Annotated in this window: 14 protein-coding genes; 5 read left to right on the top strand and 9 right to left on the bottom strand. The window is 38.1% G+C overall.

Annotation, left to right across the window (positions count from 1 at the left end; all coding sequences use genetic code 11):
- Positions 1–79 precede the first annotated feature (79 nt).
- Positions 80–1,363: a trigger factor gene (gene tig / locus IGJ90_RS02420; RefSeq protein ID WP_002355556.1), complete on the bottom strand. Its 1,284-nt coding sequence runs from the start codon at positions 1,361–1,363 to the stop codon at positions 80–82.
- 263 nt (positions 1,364–1,626) lie between these two features.
- Between tig and IGJ90_RS02415 the strand changes: the two genes are divergently transcribed.
- The 3 genes from IGJ90_RS02415 to IGJ90_RS02405 are packed head-to-tail and all read left to right on the top strand — an operon-like array spanning position 1,627 to position 5,909.
- Positions 1,627–4,002 (top strand): hypothetical protein, encoded by a 2,376-nt coding sequence (locus IGJ90_RS02415; RefSeq protein ID WP_163326382.1) that lies wholly within the window; start codon positions 1,627–1,629, stop codon positions 4,000–4,002.
- Positions 4,003–4,056: 54 nt separating this feature from the next.
- The gene (locus IGJ90_RS02410; protein WP_025186546.1) at positions 4,057–4,794 is read left to right on the top strand and encodes a WxL domain-containing protein; all 738 of its coding nucleotides are present in this window, start codon (positions 4,057–4,059) and stop codon (positions 4,792–4,794) included.
- A 35-nt stretch (positions 4,795–4,829) separates the two neighbouring features.
- Complete coding sequence (locus IGJ90_RS02405; RefSeq protein WP_025186545.1) at positions 4,830–5,909, top strand: DUF916 and DUF3324 domain-containing protein; 1,080 nt, start codon at positions 4,830–4,832, stop codon at positions 5,907–5,909.
- Between the two features lie 44 nt (positions 5,910–5,953).
- On the opposite strand, the gene ptsP is transcribed toward IGJ90_RS02405, so the two are convergent.
- The 3 genes from ptsP to IGJ90_RS02390 form a co-directional block, all read right to left on the bottom strand.
- Complete coding sequence (gene ptsP / locus IGJ90_RS02400) at positions 5,954–7,681, bottom strand: phosphoenolpyruvate--protein phosphotransferase (protein ID WP_002361251.1); 1,728 nt, start codon at positions 7,679–7,681, stop codon at positions 5,954–5,956.
- Complete coding sequence (locus tag IGJ90_RS02395) at positions 7,681–7,947, bottom strand: phosphocarrier protein HPr (RefSeq protein ID WP_002355551.1); 267 nt, start codon at positions 7,945–7,947, stop codon at positions 7,681–7,683. Before IGJ90_RS02395 ends, ptsP begins: the two co-directional genes overlap by 1 nt.
- A 170-nt stretch (positions 7,948–8,117) precedes the next feature.
- Positions 8,118–8,309: a hypothetical protein gene (locus IGJ90_RS02390; RefSeq protein WP_002366170.1), complete on the bottom strand. Its 192-nt coding sequence runs from the start codon at positions 8,307–8,309 to the stop codon at positions 8,118–8,120.
- Between the two features lie 301 nt (positions 8,310–8,610).
- On the opposite strand from IGJ90_RS02390, the gene IGJ90_RS02385 reads away from it, so the two are divergent.
- Entirely contained in the window at positions 8,611–10,851 is a 2,241-nt protein-coding gene (locus IGJ90_RS02385) for an ATP-dependent Clp protease ATP-binding subunit (protein ID WP_010816332.1), read from the top strand.
- A 194-nt stretch (positions 10,852–11,045) separates the two neighbouring features.
- Positions 11,046–11,360, top strand: coding sequence for a DUF1827 family protein (locus IGJ90_RS02380; protein WP_002355547.1), 315 nt, complete (start codon positions 11,046–11,048; stop codon positions 11,358–11,360).
- Positions 11,361–11,402: 42 nt separating this feature from the next.
- Here IGJ90_RS02380 and IGJ90_RS02375 read toward each other — a convergent pair whose 3' ends face one another.
- The 5 genes from IGJ90_RS02375 to IGJ90_RS02355 form a co-directional block, all read right to left on the bottom strand.
- A complete protein-coding gene (locus IGJ90_RS02375; protein WP_002366168.1) occupies positions 11,403–12,473 on the bottom strand; it encodes a hypothetical protein in 1,071 nt (356 codons plus the stop codon).
- Between the two features lie 66 nt (positions 12,474–12,539).
- Positions 12,540–13,187 (bottom strand): DUF421 domain-containing protein, encoded by a 648-nt coding sequence (locus IGJ90_RS02370; RefSeq protein ID WP_002355545.1) that lies wholly within the window; start codon positions 13,185–13,187, stop codon positions 12,540–12,542.
- A gap of 15 nt (positions 13,188–13,202) precedes the next feature.
- Positions 13,203–13,646 (bottom strand): DUF3290 domain-containing protein, encoded by a 444-nt coding sequence (locus IGJ90_RS02365; RefSeq protein ID WP_002355544.1) that lies wholly within the window; start codon positions 13,644–13,646, stop codon positions 13,203–13,205.
- Between the two features lie 174 nt (positions 13,647–13,820).
- Positions 13,821–15,395, bottom strand: a complete 1,575-nt coding sequence (locus IGJ90_RS02360; protein ID WP_002355543.1) for a peptide chain release factor 3 — start codon at positions 15,393–15,395, stop codon at positions 13,821–13,823.
- Positions 15,396–15,568: 173 nt separating this feature from the next.
- Positions 15,569–16,948: a hemolysin family protein gene (locus tag IGJ90_RS02355; protein ID WP_002363168.1), complete on the bottom strand. Its 1,380-nt coding sequence runs from the start codon at positions 16,946–16,948 to the stop codon at positions 15,569–15,571.
- Positions 16,949–16,969 lie beyond the last annotated feature (21 nt).

Genomic DNA, 16,969 nt, shown 5'->3' with positions numbered 1-16,969 from the left:
GAAAAAAACTGTAGATGAAAGACACCTTCCATCTACAGTTTTAGAAAACTCTATCGAATGAAGAGCTTATTAAAAATGTTTATTTTTCAACAGCTGTTTCAGTAATTGTTTCAACAGCACGTTTCATACGAATATCGTGTTCTAACATGTCGTTGTTTAATACTTTACGTACTTGCGCTTCAGGCATGTTGTATTGTTCTGCTAAATCTTTCACTTCAGCATCGATGTCTTCTTGTGTTACTTCGATGTTTTCAGCTTTGGCAACTGCTTCAATCACTAAGTTTGTTTTTGTGCGTGTTTCTGCTTCGCCTTCAAATTGTTTGTGTAAATCTTCTTCTGTAGAACCAGTTAATTGGTAGTACATTTCAGGAGAAATTCCTTGGCGTTGCATGTTGTTTAAGAATTCATCCATTGAACGGTGAACTTCGTCGTGAACCATTACGTGTGGTAATTCAACGATTTCAGCATTTTCAACAGCTAAACGAATTGCTTCTTCGTCTTTTGCTTCTTCAGCTGCTGCTTCTTTTGCTTCTGTCAATTCTTTACGGAATTTTTCTTTTAATTCGTCTAATGATTCTACTGAATCGTCAACGTCTTTTGCAAATTCATCATCCAATTCTGGTAATTCTTTTGCTTTTACTTCATGAACAGTTACTTTGAAGACTGCTTCTTTACCAGCTAAATCTTCTGCTTGATAATCTTCAGGGAAAGTAACATTTACTTCTACTTCTTCGCCAGCTTTTTTGCCAACTAATTGGTCTTCAAAGCCTGGAATAAATGAATTAGAACCTAATTCTAATGAGTAATTTTCGCCTTTGCCGCCTTCAAATGCTTCGTCGCCTAAGAAGCCTTCAAAGTCGATAACTACAGTGTCGCCATTTTCAGCAGCGGCATCTTCTTTGATTACTAATTCAGCTTGAGATTCTTGTTCGCGTTTCAAACGTGCTTCCACGTCTTCATCTGTTACTTCACGGTCTTGTTTAGACACTGTTAAGTTTTTGTATTCGCCTAATTTTACTTCAGGTTTTACAGTTACTTCAGCAGTGATAACCCAGTCTTCCCCTTTATTCATGCTTTCAACATCAATTTTTGGTTGTGCTACTGGTTCAATTCCTGCTTCTAATACAGCCGCTTCATATGCTTCTGGTAAAACAGCGTTTAACGCATCTTCGTATAACGCTTCTTCTCCATACATACGGTTAAAAACAGTACGTGATACTTTTCCTTTACGGAAACCAGGTACGTTTAAGTTTTTTTTCACTTTATTGAACGCTTGCGTTAATCCTTTTTCGATTACTGCTTGTTCGATTGAAAAAGTTAATACACCATCATTAGTGCCTTTTTTTTCCCATTTCGCAGACATTTGTTTCCCTCCGAATAACATTTAATTTTATACATCAAACTTTATTTATGCATACCTTTAAATAGTACACTATCCCTAGGAAAATGTAAATATTTTAAGTGCTAAGAAGTGAAAGAAAGACTCGATTTTTAGCAAACTATCAGTTTTTTAATTTTTTCGGATTAAAAAAGCATAGAATTTCGAGAAATTTCCTTCTTAAAATACTAAAAGATTGTGAACAAAATATCTTGTTCACCATCGGATGTAATCGCTTTACTTTATGAATGGCCCATTATAGAATGTATGTACTCAATATTTACTCATTATATATTTCCGTCATTATACATATAATATCAAAAAAGGAGAGGATGGTTTTGAATAAGTTTGTCTGGGGAATCTTTTCTTGCATCATATCATGGCTTTTTTTATCGCTGACTCAACCTTTGATAGCTCATTCTGAAACACTGAACCCTACAACTCACGCCTCTACTTTTAGTGAAACATTTACTTCAGTTTCAACAGAACAACAAACAACTCAAGCAACCGATATCGTGGAACAAGAAACCGAGCAAACCCATGCTTCCTCTGAAAACGATGAACCTATGGCACCTACGCCAGCTAGTGTTTCTGTTGGTAATAGCACCTTAAAAAGTACCTTAAGCACGGGAACGTATAACCAAGATATTATCACACTTTCGTATGAATACAGTGTGACACTTATCGGCTTAGCAATTAATGATCGACCGATTATTGCTATTCAACTTCCTACAGAAATTTCAAGCCAGTTAGATAACGACACTCTAAAGCAACAAGATTTTCTGACTCTTTTAACAGGGACTGTCAGTTATCCAGGAACAGCCACTCAAGATATTCACAGTTCAACTAACGGCGTCAGCCTCTCTTATAGTAGCACTTATCATTCTGTTTATCTGACTTTTCCAAGTAGCACCTTGGTGTTACTTCCCGGAACCAAATGGTCTGCCGCCATTTCGTTTGATGTCGGCGCACTTTATAAACGAGGAATTTCAATCCCTCCTGCTCTTAACGGCAAAGACTATCCGATTCGAGGAACCTTTACAGATGTCGGCACTGGATTAGGCGCAATTAATATTATTATTGGGAATAATACAAAAACAGGCATAATTAGCAAAGCTCAACTTAGTTTAGGTAATTATCCCGTTCCTCAAGTCACACCAGCCAAACTAACTCAACCAAATCATCTGGACACTACTGTAACAGGGACCATTCAACAAGTACAAGACCCAAACTATAACTACTCTGTTCAATTAACCTTGAACCGCCATGATGGAACCACTACCCCCATAGTGGTGAAGGGAATTTCTGTTGATGCAGCCGGAAATTTCTCGACATCGTTAGCTTCACCATTAGAATATGGCGACACGCTCTCTACAATTGTCTTTGCTCGTTCCAAAACGTCAACCGACTATATTCAAAGCAGCCCCTCAGCTGACCAAAGTGTCAATTGGTCAATCCAACCAGTCACAAACGTAGTCGCCAATGCTGGCTCAACTCAACTTTCAGGTAAAGCTTCTCAAGCATCTAACGGAACCTATCAAGTTAAAGTACAAATAAATGGTGGTTCTATTTTCACAACGTCCTTAGATTCCAATGGCCATTTTCAATTTGCTAATTTACCCACTTTCCAAGGGGGAGAAACGGTCAGCTTGTGGGTCCAAGGTCTCAGCAATCGCACTGGCCTGCCTTTGCTAACCAGTTCTACTGTTTCTCAAACAGTTGCTTATCCTGAGCCTCAACTAACGGTCACGCAAACCATTGAGCGGAAAAATGTACAAGGGCTCTGGGAAGCTGCAAACTCTGTCGTAAGTGGTCAAATCATTCGTTTTACGTTAACCACACGTTTAACCAATCAACCAGCAACGTGGATGAATCAGCAATTACGAGCAACGGTGCCTAAAGGACTGTCCCAACTTTCAGCTGCTACATTAACAAAACAATCAGCAGCAGGTTTAAGTACGCCAATAGCTGGGCTTCAACTTTTAACTGATAGTTCCACTGGTTTGCCGTATTGGAGTTATCACAATTCGCTGCCAGCAGATAATTTTACGGAAGCCAATACACAATTCACCTTACAATATACAGCAACGGTTACAGAAGAATGGATAAACCAATTTCTTTTATTTTCTAGCACGGTTACTGGCAATGATGGTGGCGGAACGCCAATTACGCCAATCACTAAGGAACAGTCTTTACCTATCAAAAACGGTACCCTCCGTTTTGTGCAGATGCCAACTACAGTTTCCTTTAAAAATTTACCTTTTCCCAGCAAACGAACCATATACTCACCATCGACCATCAGCGCTCCTTTCCTCATTGCCGATGGTCGTGTTGCAAAAACCCCATGGCATTTGTTGGTAAGAGAGAGTCAGCCCATGCATTCAACTTCTACAAATAAAACGATCCAGCAAGCTTTCATTTATCGAAAAAATGGCAGTGATTTCCCTATCTCCTCTTTAGCAACCGAAGTTTATCAATACACCGCAACGGACGATAACAATGTAGAAATTCCTTGGAACCAACAAAATGGACTTTTTTTAAGCGTTGCTCCTGACCTTAACTTAACGGTCAAAGAATCTTACACTGCCGAATTACAATGGATTCTTTCTGATACACCCCTCTAATTAGGATTTAGCTTTTTTAAAAGTTAAAAATAAACAAGAAAGAAGGAATAAAAAATGAAAAAGATCGTGCGCATTTCAAGCATTTTGTTCGTTGCTACGCCTCTTATGCTTTTAAATAGTCCAAAAGTTGAAGCAGCTCAAGTCGCTTCTATTCAATCCAACGCTGATATTACGTTTGCTCTTGATAATACTTTCACGCCACCTGTCAATCCGACGAACCCTTCTCAGCCTGTGACACCTAATCCTGCTGATCCTCATCAACCTGGTACAGCCGGACCCCTTAGTATTGACTATGTTTCAAATATCCATTTTGGATCAAAACAAATTCAAGCCGGAACAGCAATCTATTCGGCACAACTGGACCAAGTACAAAATAGTACTGGCGATTTAATTAGCGTGCCAAACTATGTTCAAGTAACTGACAAACGTGGTCTAAATCTTGGCTGGAAATTATCAGTTAAACAGAGTGCGCAATTTGCTACAAGTGATTCAACACCCGCTGTTTTGGATAATGCATCCTTGACCTTTTTAGCAGCAACACCCAATTCAACACAGTTACTTTCTTTGGCGCCATTAACGGTCCCAGTAACCTTGGATCCAACTGGTGCCGCCACTTCTCCTGTGGCGACTGCCGCTCTTTCAACAGGAATGGGCACTTGGACATTAGCTTTTGGTAGCGGAGCGACCGCTGCTCAAGGCATTCAATTAACTGTTCCTGCGACAACGAAAAAAGTTGCAGCTAAACAATATAAAACAACGCTTACTTGGATTTTGGATGATACACCACTTTAAAAGAAAACAAACAAGGTATTGCATGAAACAACTTCATGCAATACCTTCTTATAAAAAATTGTCAAAAAGGAGTGCGCACTATGAATCAGCAGCTTTTTAAATGGCTTCATGCTGTTAGCGTCATCATTTTTTTATTTTTTATTGGCTCTTATTCTGTAGAAGCAAGCGAAATGACTTTTTCTGTAAAAGCCATTTTACCCGACAATCAACGAACCAAAGAGACAAGTTATTTTGATCTACGTGTCGCTCCAAACCAAACACAAAAGCTACAAATCGAACTAACGAATCAAACAGCCAACGACATTACCGTGCTAGCTTCAGCCAATGCAGCGATTACTAATGATAATGGCTTAGCAGATTATTCTCATGCTGAAACAAAAAAAGATCCGTCTGCACCTTTTACCTTTAATGAGATTGCGCAATTACCAAAAGAAATCTACCTACCTAAACACTCAACCAAGACTGTTGAATGCCAACTTACTTTACCGGAAAAACCATTTAATGGGTATGTTTTAGGAGGACTCTACTTTGAACAAAAGTCAGATGAACAACCTGCTCACTCAGAAAACGGTGTGGCCATCAATAATCGTTTTTCTTATGTAGTCGGCGTCTTACTTAGTGAAACAGATGAACCTGTCCAGCCAGAATTATCTTTAAATGAAGTAAAAACCGATCAAGCTAACGGTCGTAACCGCGTATTAATGAATCTCCAAAACAAACAAGCGGCTATGATTAAAAAATTACAAGTCGATGCCTCTTTATATTATGAAAAAGAAGCTAAACCTCGCTACGAAAATCACCAAGAGTCGTTAACAATGGCCCCTAATACAAATTTTAATTATCGGATTGACTTAAAGGAACAACCTTTTGTTCCTGGAAATTATACTGTAAAAATCAAAGCAAACGATGGCTATCAAGACTATTCGTGGGAAAAACACTTAGTCATCCAAGAAAAAGAAGCTAAAAAATACAATGCTACTGCCGTCAACCTCCCACCTGAAAAACACACCAATTTCCCTTGGAAACTGGTGAGTAGCATCACGCTGGTTTTTCTATTCATTTTGGGAAGCACGATTTATTATTTCAAGAAAAAAATACGTGAAGCGCAACAATAAAAAAGCACATCGACAATTGTCGATGTGCTTTCATAATCGCTTAATTATTTTGTATATTCTTCAACTAATGCAACGACTTCTTCCATCGTGTCGCATTCTTTTAATGCGCGGTCAGCAAGTTCAGCCATTTTAGTTGTGTCTAGACGTTTCATCAAGCTACGTGTTTTAAGGATAGATGTAGCACTCATTGAGAACTCATCTAAGCCCATACCCAATAGTAATGGAACAGCTGTTTGATCGCCCGCCATTTCACCACACATACCAGCCCATTTACCTTCAGCGTGTGCTGCATCAATTACATTTTTAATTAAACGTAAGATTGATGGGTTGTATGGTTGGTATAAGTAAGAAACGCGTTCGTTCATACGGTCTGCAGCCATTGTGTATTGGATTAAGTCGTTGGTTCCAACACTAAAGAAGTCTACTTCTTTGGCAAATTTATCAGCTAATACGGCAGCTGCTGGAATTTCAATCATAATACCTACTTGGATATCGTTTGAAACTTCAACACCTTCGTTGACTAATTTTTGTTTTTCGTCTTCAAAGATTGCTTTCGCTGCTCTAAATTCTTTCAAAGTAGCAACCATTGGGAACATGATACGTAAGTTACCATGAACAGACGCACGTAATAATGCACGCATTTGTGTACGGAACATGCCGTCACCTAGTTCTGATAAGCTAATACGTAATGCACGGTAACCTAAGAATGGGTTCATTTCGTGTGGTAATGTTAGGTAAGGAAGCTCTTTGTCCCCACCAATATCCATTGTACGAACCACAACTGGTTTTCCTTCCATTCCTTCAAGAACTGCTTTATACGCTTGGTATTGGTCCTCTTCAGTTGGAAAGTCAGATGAATCCATGTATAAGAATTCTGTACGATATAAACCAACAGCTTCGCCGCCGTTTTTGTGTACGCCTTCTAAATCTTTTGGTGTACCAATGTTTGCAGCTAACTCAACATGTTTGCCGTCAGCTGTCACTGTTTCTGCATTTTTTAGTTTATCCCATTCTGCTTTTTGATCTGCATAAGCTTTTGCTTCTGCTTCAAATTCAGATTTTTCAGCATCTGTTGGGTCAATAATAACATCCCCAATGATTCCGTTCACTGCTAAAATATCGCCTGCTTTTACTTTGTCAGTAATTTCTTTTGTACCAACGATTGCAGGGATTTCTAACGAACGAGCCATGATTGCTGAGTGAGAAGTACGTCCGCCGATGTCTGTAACAAAGGCTTTAACATACGTACGGTCTAATTGTGCAGTATCACTAGGTGTTAAGTCATGGGCAACCACGATTACTTCTTCGTTAATCATTGAAGGATTTGGAAGAGTCACACCTAATAAATGTGCTAAGATACGTTTGGCAACGTCACGAATATCTGCTGCACGCTCTTGCATGTAAGCATTATCGTCCATTGCTTCAAACATACCAATATACATATCCGTAACTTCTTTCAAGGCAGCTTCTGCATTGACTTTGTTGTCTTGGATATTTTGTTTGATTTGACCAACCATTTCTGGGTCAGATAAAACCATTAAATGAGCATCGAAAACTTGCGCTTCTGCTTCACCAAGGCTTTGAGCTGCTTTGTCGCGAATTGCTTGCAACTCTTCAGTAGATTTTGCTAAAGCATCGTCTAAGCGAGTTGCTTCTGCATCAGTATCTTCTACGGAAGTTTTGTTGAAAGACAAGTCAGGTTGAACTAGCAGGTAAGCTTTAGCAACAGCAACGCCATCACTTGCGGCAATCCCTTTTAGCATCTCAGACATTATTCAGCCAATCCTTCTTTTTGTAATGTTTCAACGATTGCTGCCATTCCTTCAGCTTCGTCAGCACCATCAACAGTGATTGTTACGTCAGAACCTTGACCAACGCCTAAAGACATAACGCCCATGATTGATTTTAAGTTAACAGATTTACCTTTGTATTCTAAGTTAATATCTGAGTTAAATTTGCTTGCAGTTTGTACTAATAAAGTAGCTGGACGTGCGTGAATTCCTGTTTCTGCTACAATGTGAAATTCTTTCTTTTCCATATAAATCGGTCTCCTTCGTAAATAAAAAATTTTTATGTTAGGGTTTTCCTTTCTTGATACGCTAAAATCAAACGTCTACTCGAAAAAAGACCCTTTCAGTTTCTAAGATTACCATTTTTTTCTATCTTACACAACACTTTTTGCTTAAATTTCGTGATGTTTTGCACTGACTATTCTTCCTCTTTTTGGTAACGATAAATGATTCGTCCATTTAACCCCGCTTCTCCAACAATTTCCGCGCGGTCAGGCAAAGAGATCCAAGCATCACGAAATTGGAAAAATTCATTTTGCTCCACGATTAATTCAGAGATTTCTCCAGCTTTTAATGAAGCAATTTTTTCTACAAAAGGATTTTCAGCCATTGATTTCACCACTCTTTCTCTTAAATATCAACTCTTATAGTTTACTTGAAAATGGCGCAATTGTCTGTAAAAAAATCGAATCTTTGCCTTTTTTTAAACAAGGTCTTTTACTTGATTCTCTTACAAAAAATGCTATAATAACCTCAAAGGTCAAAAATGGTCAAGTGGTTTTATAGACAGAATTTATTCCTGCTATCTAGTACTTGGCTGGTTTGAAGAAAAATGGTCTGTTTACTAGAAATAATAGAACAAACAACTATTTTTCTGGCCTCAGTTATTTTGAAAGGATGTGTTTCATTCAATGATTTGTCAAAATTGTCAACAAAATGAAGCAACAATTCATTTATATGCAAATGTGAATGGTCAAAGAAAACAACTGGACTATTGCCAAAGCTGCTATCAAAAATTAAAAAATCAAGCAAATAATTCCCCTCAAAATATGGGACAAGACCCTTTTGGCTTTGGGAGTTTAGACGATTTATATCGCTCTCTTTCTCGCCAAATGCAACAAGGTAATCCTTATGAACAACAAACACCACCCACTCAATTTGGTGATGGTGGTAATGGCGGTCAACCCCCTCGCGGAGGCGCTGGCGCTGGTCAAGGTTTACTAGGCGAGTATGGGATTAACATCACCGAAGCGGCACGCCAAGGAGATATCGATCCTGTGGTAGGACGTGACCAAGAAATTAAGCGTGTCATTGAAATCTTAAATCGCCGTACAAAAAACAACCCCGTTTTAATCGGTGAACCAGGTGTTGGTAAAACAGCCGTTGTCGAAGGTTTAGCCCAAAAAATTGTCGATGGCGATGTGCCCCAAAAATTATTGGACAAAGAAGTCATTCGTTTAGATGTGGTTTCACTTGTTCAAGGAACTGGTATTCGCGGACAATTTGAAGAACGGATGCAAAAATTGATTGAAGAAATCACTGAAGCTGAAAATGTCATTTTATTTATTGATGAAGTCCATGAAATTGTGGGTGCCGGTGCTGCTGGTGATGGCAATATGGATGCTGGCAATATTTTAAAACCAGCCTTAGCACGTGGTGAATTACAATTAGTCGGTGCCACAACTTTAAATGAGTACCGTATTATTGAAAAAGACGCTGCCTTAGAACGTCGGATGCAACCAGTCCAAGTAGATGAGCCAACCGTTGCCGAAACCATAACGATTTTACATGGTCTGCAAAAACGTTATGAAGATTATCATCATGTCAAATATACAGATGAAGCGATTAACGCAGCAGCAAACTTATCCAACCGTTACATTCAAGATCGCTTTTTACCAGATAAAGCGATTGACTTGTTAGATGAATCTGGTTCAAAAATGAATCTAACTATTCAACTCGTCGATCCAAAAACAATTGATAAAAAATTAGCAGAAGCGGAACAACAAAAACAACAAGCTTCCGCAGAAGAAGATTTTGAAAAAGCGGCTTATTATCGTGATCAAATCAATAAATTACAAGCAATGAAAGAAAAACAAATCAGCGATGAAGAAACACCCGTCATCACTGAAAAAGATATTGAAGCCATTGTGGAACAAAAAACTGGCATTCCTGTCGGTGACTTAAAAGAAAAAGAACAAACCCAATTGAAAAATTTAGCTGTTGACTTAAAAGCTCACGTTGTCGGACAAGATGATGCTGTCGATAAAGTAGCTAAAGCGATTCGTCGCAATCGTGTAGGCCTAGGCAAACAAAACCGTCCAATTGGTTCCTTCTTATTTGTAGGGCCAACAGGCGTTGGTAAAACAGAATTAGCAAAACAATTAGCCTTTGAGCTATTCGGTTCAGAAGATTCGATGGTTCGTTTTGATATGAGTGAGTATATGGAAAAACACAGTGTTTCTAAACTGATTGGTTCTCCTCCAGGCTATGTTGGGTATGACGAAGCTGGACAACTCACAGAAAAAGTCCGTCGTAATCCTTATAGTTTAATTTTATTGGATGAAATTGAAAAAGCGCATCCTGATGTTTTACACATGTTTTTACAAATTCTCGACGATGGCCGTTTAACAGATGCACAAGGTCGTACAGTCAGCTTTAAAGACACCATCATTATCATGACAAGTAATGCTGGAACAGGAGCTGTGGAAGCCAACGTTGGCTTTGGCGCTGCCCGTGAAGGTGTGACTAAATCTGTTTTAGGTCAATTGAACAACTTCTTCACCCCCGAATTCCTTAACCGTTTCGATGGTATTATCGAATTCAAAGCATTAAGCAAAGAAAACCTGATGAACATTGTCAGCTTGATGTTAGAAGAAGTAAATGGCTTATTAGCTAAACAAAAATTACACATTGAGGTTCCAACAGAAGTCAAAGAGAAACTCGTTGATTTAGGTTATGATCCTGCAATGGGCGCTCGTCCTTTACGCCGAACGATTCAAGAACAAATTGAAGACGGCATTGCTGAATACTATCTAGATCATCCTGAAAATCATCAATTAGTCGCAACGTTAGATAACGAAGGTAAAATTATCGTAACTGGCGCACAAGAAGTGACTAAAACAGAAACTTCAACATCTGACCAAGCAGAATAATCAAAAATCCACACGCATTAATAACAATGCGTGCGGATTTTTTTATGCTTTTCACTTTTTATTTTCATCAAAAAAAACTATAATAGAAGAAAGATATTCGTATACTTGTTCCTCATAGAAAAAATTCAATCTGGAACTCCTGTACATAATTGGAAACGCTCTTTTGCAGCACACAACTATAATGAGGTGATAAAATGAAATTAGTGAATGTGACCAATAGCTACAAACAATTAGTAAATAAACAATTGGAAAACACGGATGCTTACTTTGTAAAAGTCTACTCAGCAGGAAACACGACCGCTGTCTATTCAGAAGCAGCTCACCATGTGGAAGTTCTGATTATGAATAAAAATCGTCGCATTCGTCCGACAGAAGTAAAAGAAATTTTAGCAAAACTGTTAAAACGATTACCTAAAGAGGCTTATGACCCAGATGAAATTTCTATCATTGAGTTAAACCATGTGACCGAAGTGTCTGTTCCATTAAAAGTTTCCCTCATGGAAAACTAAAAAAAACTGCCGAAGTTTCCCCACTTTGGCAGTTTTTTTAATTTATTGTGACGTTATTTTTTTTACAAGCCTTTGATAATTTTCCGACCAGGCTTCCTCATTTGTCGGACTGACTAATTTATTTTCCTCGATTGCTTTTTTTCTTAAGTCATCCACTTCTTTTTTGAAATTTTCCCCCGATTTTTGAGCATAATCTTTAGAAAAATATTTTGATTGGCGAGAATAAGCCTTCAGTTTTGCGTCTTTAATCTCTTCTTCTGTATCTGCAAAATATTCATCATAACGAAGATCGGTTATTTTCCCTGAATCTTTTAACGTAATAACAGTTAAACGTCCAGAAAGCCCCTCCCCAAAATCTTCTGTTAGACTTGTATAATGTTCTTTTGAAGGTTCTTTGATTTCCTTGGCTAAAGCCCTAGCAGCAGGAAGATAGCCATTATTAGCGCTATTGGATTGCCCTTTGGCTGTCTGGAATGCGCCATCTAGACGATTTTCAGTAACCATTTGATTTTCTAGAAAAGTCATCGTATTAACAATGGTCACTAACGATTGATCAGTTCGGGCGTTGTTCGCTTGAAAATTTGCATAGCCGGATAAACGTTTTGTCACTCCTGCCCATTCTTCAGAATAATAGTTTTTAGGTCCACGTTCATCAAATTCCACTAACTGAATTTGTTGATCCTTAACAACGACATCAATTAAAGCCGTATAGCCGCCATCAAACACGACTTCATGATGATAATAATCCCCTTGAACTTCTCCGATTTCTGGACGACCTGACCAATACATCTTCTGGGCTTTTTCTTCTGGACTAATTCCTGATTGTCCATTATTAGCTTCTACTGTAGCGCCAGAAACAGCATCAACTTCAAAGGTATGTCCATTACGCTCATAACTCACTTTGGCAGCACTCTCCTTCGGTTGATCATTCGTGTTTGTCTGCTCCTCCTGCTTTACAGAAGTGGCATTAGTGGCTGCCGAGGCACCACTCGTTACTTGGACTGCTTCTGCTTCAGTACTTTCTTTCATTTTTTCAGTTCGTTGATCTGGTTGGCACCCCATTAAAATAATCATTGAACAAAATAACCCGACAACTATCTTTTTAGTTTTCATTTTTCCTCCTTTTAAAACTCATTGAATTACCATTTAATTTTAATATAAGTAGAATGAAAAGTATAGCTAAGAAATCGTTTTTTCTTCATACGGCGATAAACTTAACTGTCCAGATAAATACTCACCTAAATAGATTTCCTGTAATCTTTGGAATCCTTGTTCTTGGATTTGCGTTAATAGCCAGTGCTCATCTTTTTTGATTAACTCTAGGACATCCATGTTGGCTTGACCGTCCACAATAATCGGATAACGAATACTTTCATCGCCATATTCGACGATTGTTAATTGACCATTTTGTTCTAAAACCGCCCGTTTAACAAGCTGGACTTCATAAATACCATTTGCTCGTAATTTAAACATTAGATCATTTGCAGAAATACCATTTTTCAAACATTCCTTCACCACAACCTGTCCATCCTTGATTAAAGTAATGGGTTTACCATCCACAATTTGCTTCACATAGCGATTGTGTTCTTTTGCAAATTTTAAAATTAAGACTAATAATGTCCACAAAATTAACACTAATACAAATTGGAGCACCGTAATTGAATCATTATAAATAACACCACCAATAATGCCCCCCAATACATAGTTTTGCACTTGGTCCATAGCCGATGTGGGCGCCAAGTTGCCTTTTCCCATCAAATTAATTTGGACAATTAAACAAATAATACCTAAAGCAAATTTAATAATAATTGGACTATAAAACTGCATTAATTTTCCCTCACTTTACTTTATGATTTCAATCGTTGGTGTTAATAAATACGTTTCTTGTAACGTATAAGACTGCTGATCCGTACTTAAACTCATTTTATAAAACACTTCGTCAATTTTAACTATGGTTCCGTCAGCCAATTGTGTACCATTGACATAAACTTTTTCTGGAGAAACCTTTTTTTCCTGTGCCACTTGTTCGACAAAATGTACCATTTGTGAAGATTGTGAATGCTGATTTTGGTTCAGTTGATAATTGGAATATTGAACCCCTAAAACAAATAATAATGATAAAAAAATAATAATACTTAATTCACGATATTTCGTTTGAATTTGATGTCGCACATAAAAACTAAACACAATGACTAGCCCGATTAACAAAGCAAAAATAAAAAAATACTTTAAGTAATCATTTAAATTAGATTGGCTTTTTAAATACTCGATGCCATAAAAATTCATGTTCTTGTCCACTCCTTGATAGGTTCGTTATAGTAAGTATTCTATCTCAAAAAAAACAATCACGCCTGCTTTAATACCTTATAACAAGAAAAGCTCAGCGCAATCATCTTGAGAATGACTGCGCCGAGCTTCAATCTTCTAAAGATTCAGCTACTGATTGATTACAAATTAATTTTACATCAAACTTTTCAGTTCAACATCTGGATATTTATCAGCAAACCAGCGTTCCGCAAATTGGTTTTCAAATAAGAACAAAGGTTGATCGAAACGGTCCCGTGCCAAAATGTTTCGGCTAGAGCTCATGCGTTCATCTAAATCTTCTGGATTAATCCAGCGGGCAATTTTAGAACCCATAGGCGTCATTACTACTTCAGCATTGTATTCATTAGACATTCGGTATTGGAAAACTTCAAACTGCAATTGACCTACGGCGCCAATGATATATTCTTCTGTTAAATATGTTTTGTATAATTGAATGGCTCCTTCTTGAACCAGTTGGTAAATTCCTTTATGGAAAGATTTTTGTTTCATTACGTTTTTGGCAGTCACTTTCATGAATAATTCAGGGGTAAATGACGGCAACTCTTCATATTGAACATTCATTTTCCCTTCATACAAAGTATCGCCAATTTGGTAATTTCCTGTGTCATACACGCCGATAATATCGCCTGCAACAGCTTCTGTGACGTTTTCGCGGGCATCCGCCATAAATTGTGTCACGTTGCTTAATTTGACTTTTTTACCTGTTCTACCTAAGGTCACGTCCATGCCTCTTTCAAAAACACCTGAACAAATTCGAACAAAGGCAATTCGATCACGATGGGCTGGGTTCATATTCGCTTGAATTTTAAAGACAAAGCCTGAAAATTCTTTTTCATAAGGACTTACTTCGCCACCCTCTTCTGTTTTATGCGCATGTGGCGCAGGCGCAAATTGTAAGAAGGTTTCTAAAAATGTTTGAACCCCAAAGTTTGTCAAAGCAGAACCGAAGAAGACTGGCGTTTGATCACCACGAGCGATTTTTTCCTCGCTAAATTCATCGCCTGCTTCTACCAATAACTCAACATCTTCCAACACTTGTTGATAAACGCTGTTATTGTGCAATGGTAAATCGCTTGGGATATCGCCATCTTTTAAAGGAATAAAACGCTCCCCGCCATTATTTTCTGGACGATATAATTCCACACGTTCATTATAAATATCGTATAGACCTTCTAGGCCTTTTCCCATACCAATTGGCCAGTTCATTGGATAAGATTCAATATCCAATAGTTCTTCCAATTCTTCTAAAAGTTCCAATGGTTCCCGTCCATCACGGTCCAATTTGTTAATAAAAGTAAAAATTGGAATACCACGTTTTTTAACAACTTGGAAAAGTTTTTTCGTTTGTGCTTCAATCCCTTTGGCACTATCAATAACCATCACAGCACTATCCACGGCCATTAAGGTCCGATACGTATCCTCTGAGAAATCCTCATGCCCTGGGGTGTCCAAGATATTAATCCGTTTGTCTTGATAGTCAAATTGCATCACAGAACTCGTTACCGAAATTCCCCGTTGTTTTTCAATTTCCATCCAGTCAGATTTGGCAAAGTTCCCTGTTTTTTTCCCTTTGACGGTTCCAGCTTGGCGGATGGCGCCCCCAAATAATAGTAATTGTTCAGTAATCGTTGTTTTCCCAGCATCCGGATGGGAAATAATCGCAAACGTACGGCGACTATCGACTGCTTCTTTTTGATTGATCGTCATAAAAATCTCCTTATCACTTGTGATGTTTATTTATTTATTTTCTTCAGCATAATTTTTGATTAACCTTTGCTAGTATATCATGTCAAGCCTTGAGAATAAAGAGCTGCTGTTGGCTGTTTTTTAAAAGGAAAACCTGCGACATTAGTCAAAACGACTGATGTCACAGGTTATTTTTAACGTCTTGGTTCGTCATCTTCCATTTCTTTACGGAAAAAACGACGATTTTCTTCTGGTTCTTCATCGACAGTTTCTTCATCGTAGAAATGAACGCGTAAGACTAGCAAACGTGTGCCTTCCATTTCTTCAGCAGTTAACTTAATATTGCCCACTTCAAAAGAAGGTTTTTCCCCTTCATCAGGAATGGTTCCTAATGCTGTAATTAAGTAACCTGCCATTGTATCAACATCGCTCATGTGTAAATCTGTTTCAAATACTTCATTAAATTCGTCAATTAACATGCGTCCTTGAACCAAATATTCATTGTCAGCCACTTGTGTATATAAATTTTCTACTTCATCTGTTTCATCGTCAATTTCACCAACGATTTCTTCTAGTAAATCTTCTAGTGTTGCTAAACCGACAACACCGCCATATTCATCTAGTAAAATCGCCATTTGGTTTTGTGTTCGTTTTAACTCATAAAGTAAATCATCAATAAAAATGGTTTCTGGGACAAATAATGGTTCTTGGATAATCGCGCCTAATTCAATGTTTTCAAAGCCTAAATTACGTGCAGCTTTTAGTAACGTTTTGGTATGTAAAATACCAACAATTTTATCTTTGTCTTCACTATAAACAGGAATCCGAGAATAATTTTCTCCTAAAATTAAATTGATGTTTTCTTGGACATCATCTTGGATATCAACCATGAATGCGTCTGTCCGAGGAACCATTACTTCTCGTGCCACTTTTGTATCTAATGAAAAGACACCTTGTAGCATTTCTAGTTCTTCGTTTTCCAAAACACCTTCTGTTTCAAGCATGTAGCGCATTTCATCTCGTGTCATCTTCGAATCGGCATCATCGAAAGTCATTGGTGTGATTTTGGATAATAAATCGGTCGAAGCCGATAGCAACCAAACGAAGGGACGCGCGATAACTCCTAAAAAGCGGACCGCACCAGAAGTCAATTGAGCGACTTCTTCTGATTTATTCATAGCAATTCGTTTAGGGTATAATTCACCAAATACAATAGAAACGTACGTTAACAATGCTAAGATAATGATACTGGCAAGACTCTTAGCTGCGGCGCCGCCACCTAATACAGGGGCCAAACGACTAGATAAAGTCTCTGCTAATGAAGCACCAGATAGGATATTAACCAAAGTAATCCCTACTTGGATTGTGGATAAAAAGTTATTGGGGTCTTGCAATACCTTAAGCAATTTTTGAGCTTTTGCGTCGCCGTCTTCCGCTTTTTGTTCCACACGATTCTTGTTAACAGATACGACTGCAATTTCCGCCGCTGCCAAAAAGGCATTGATAAACGTCAACACGACTAATAATAGAAGTTGCGCAATTAGCGACTGACTCTCAGGGTCAGCATTATTCATAATGTTCTCTCTCTCCTTAAT

Origin of the sequence: Enterococcus sp. AZ129 (assembly GCF_051714505.1) — a bacterium.
Lineage (GTDB): Bacteria > Bacillota > Bacilli > Lactobacillales > Enterococcaceae > Enterococcus > Enterococcus faecalis.
Note: the sequence above shows the minus strand (reverse complement) of the source record. Positions and strands in the feature narration are given on the sequence as shown.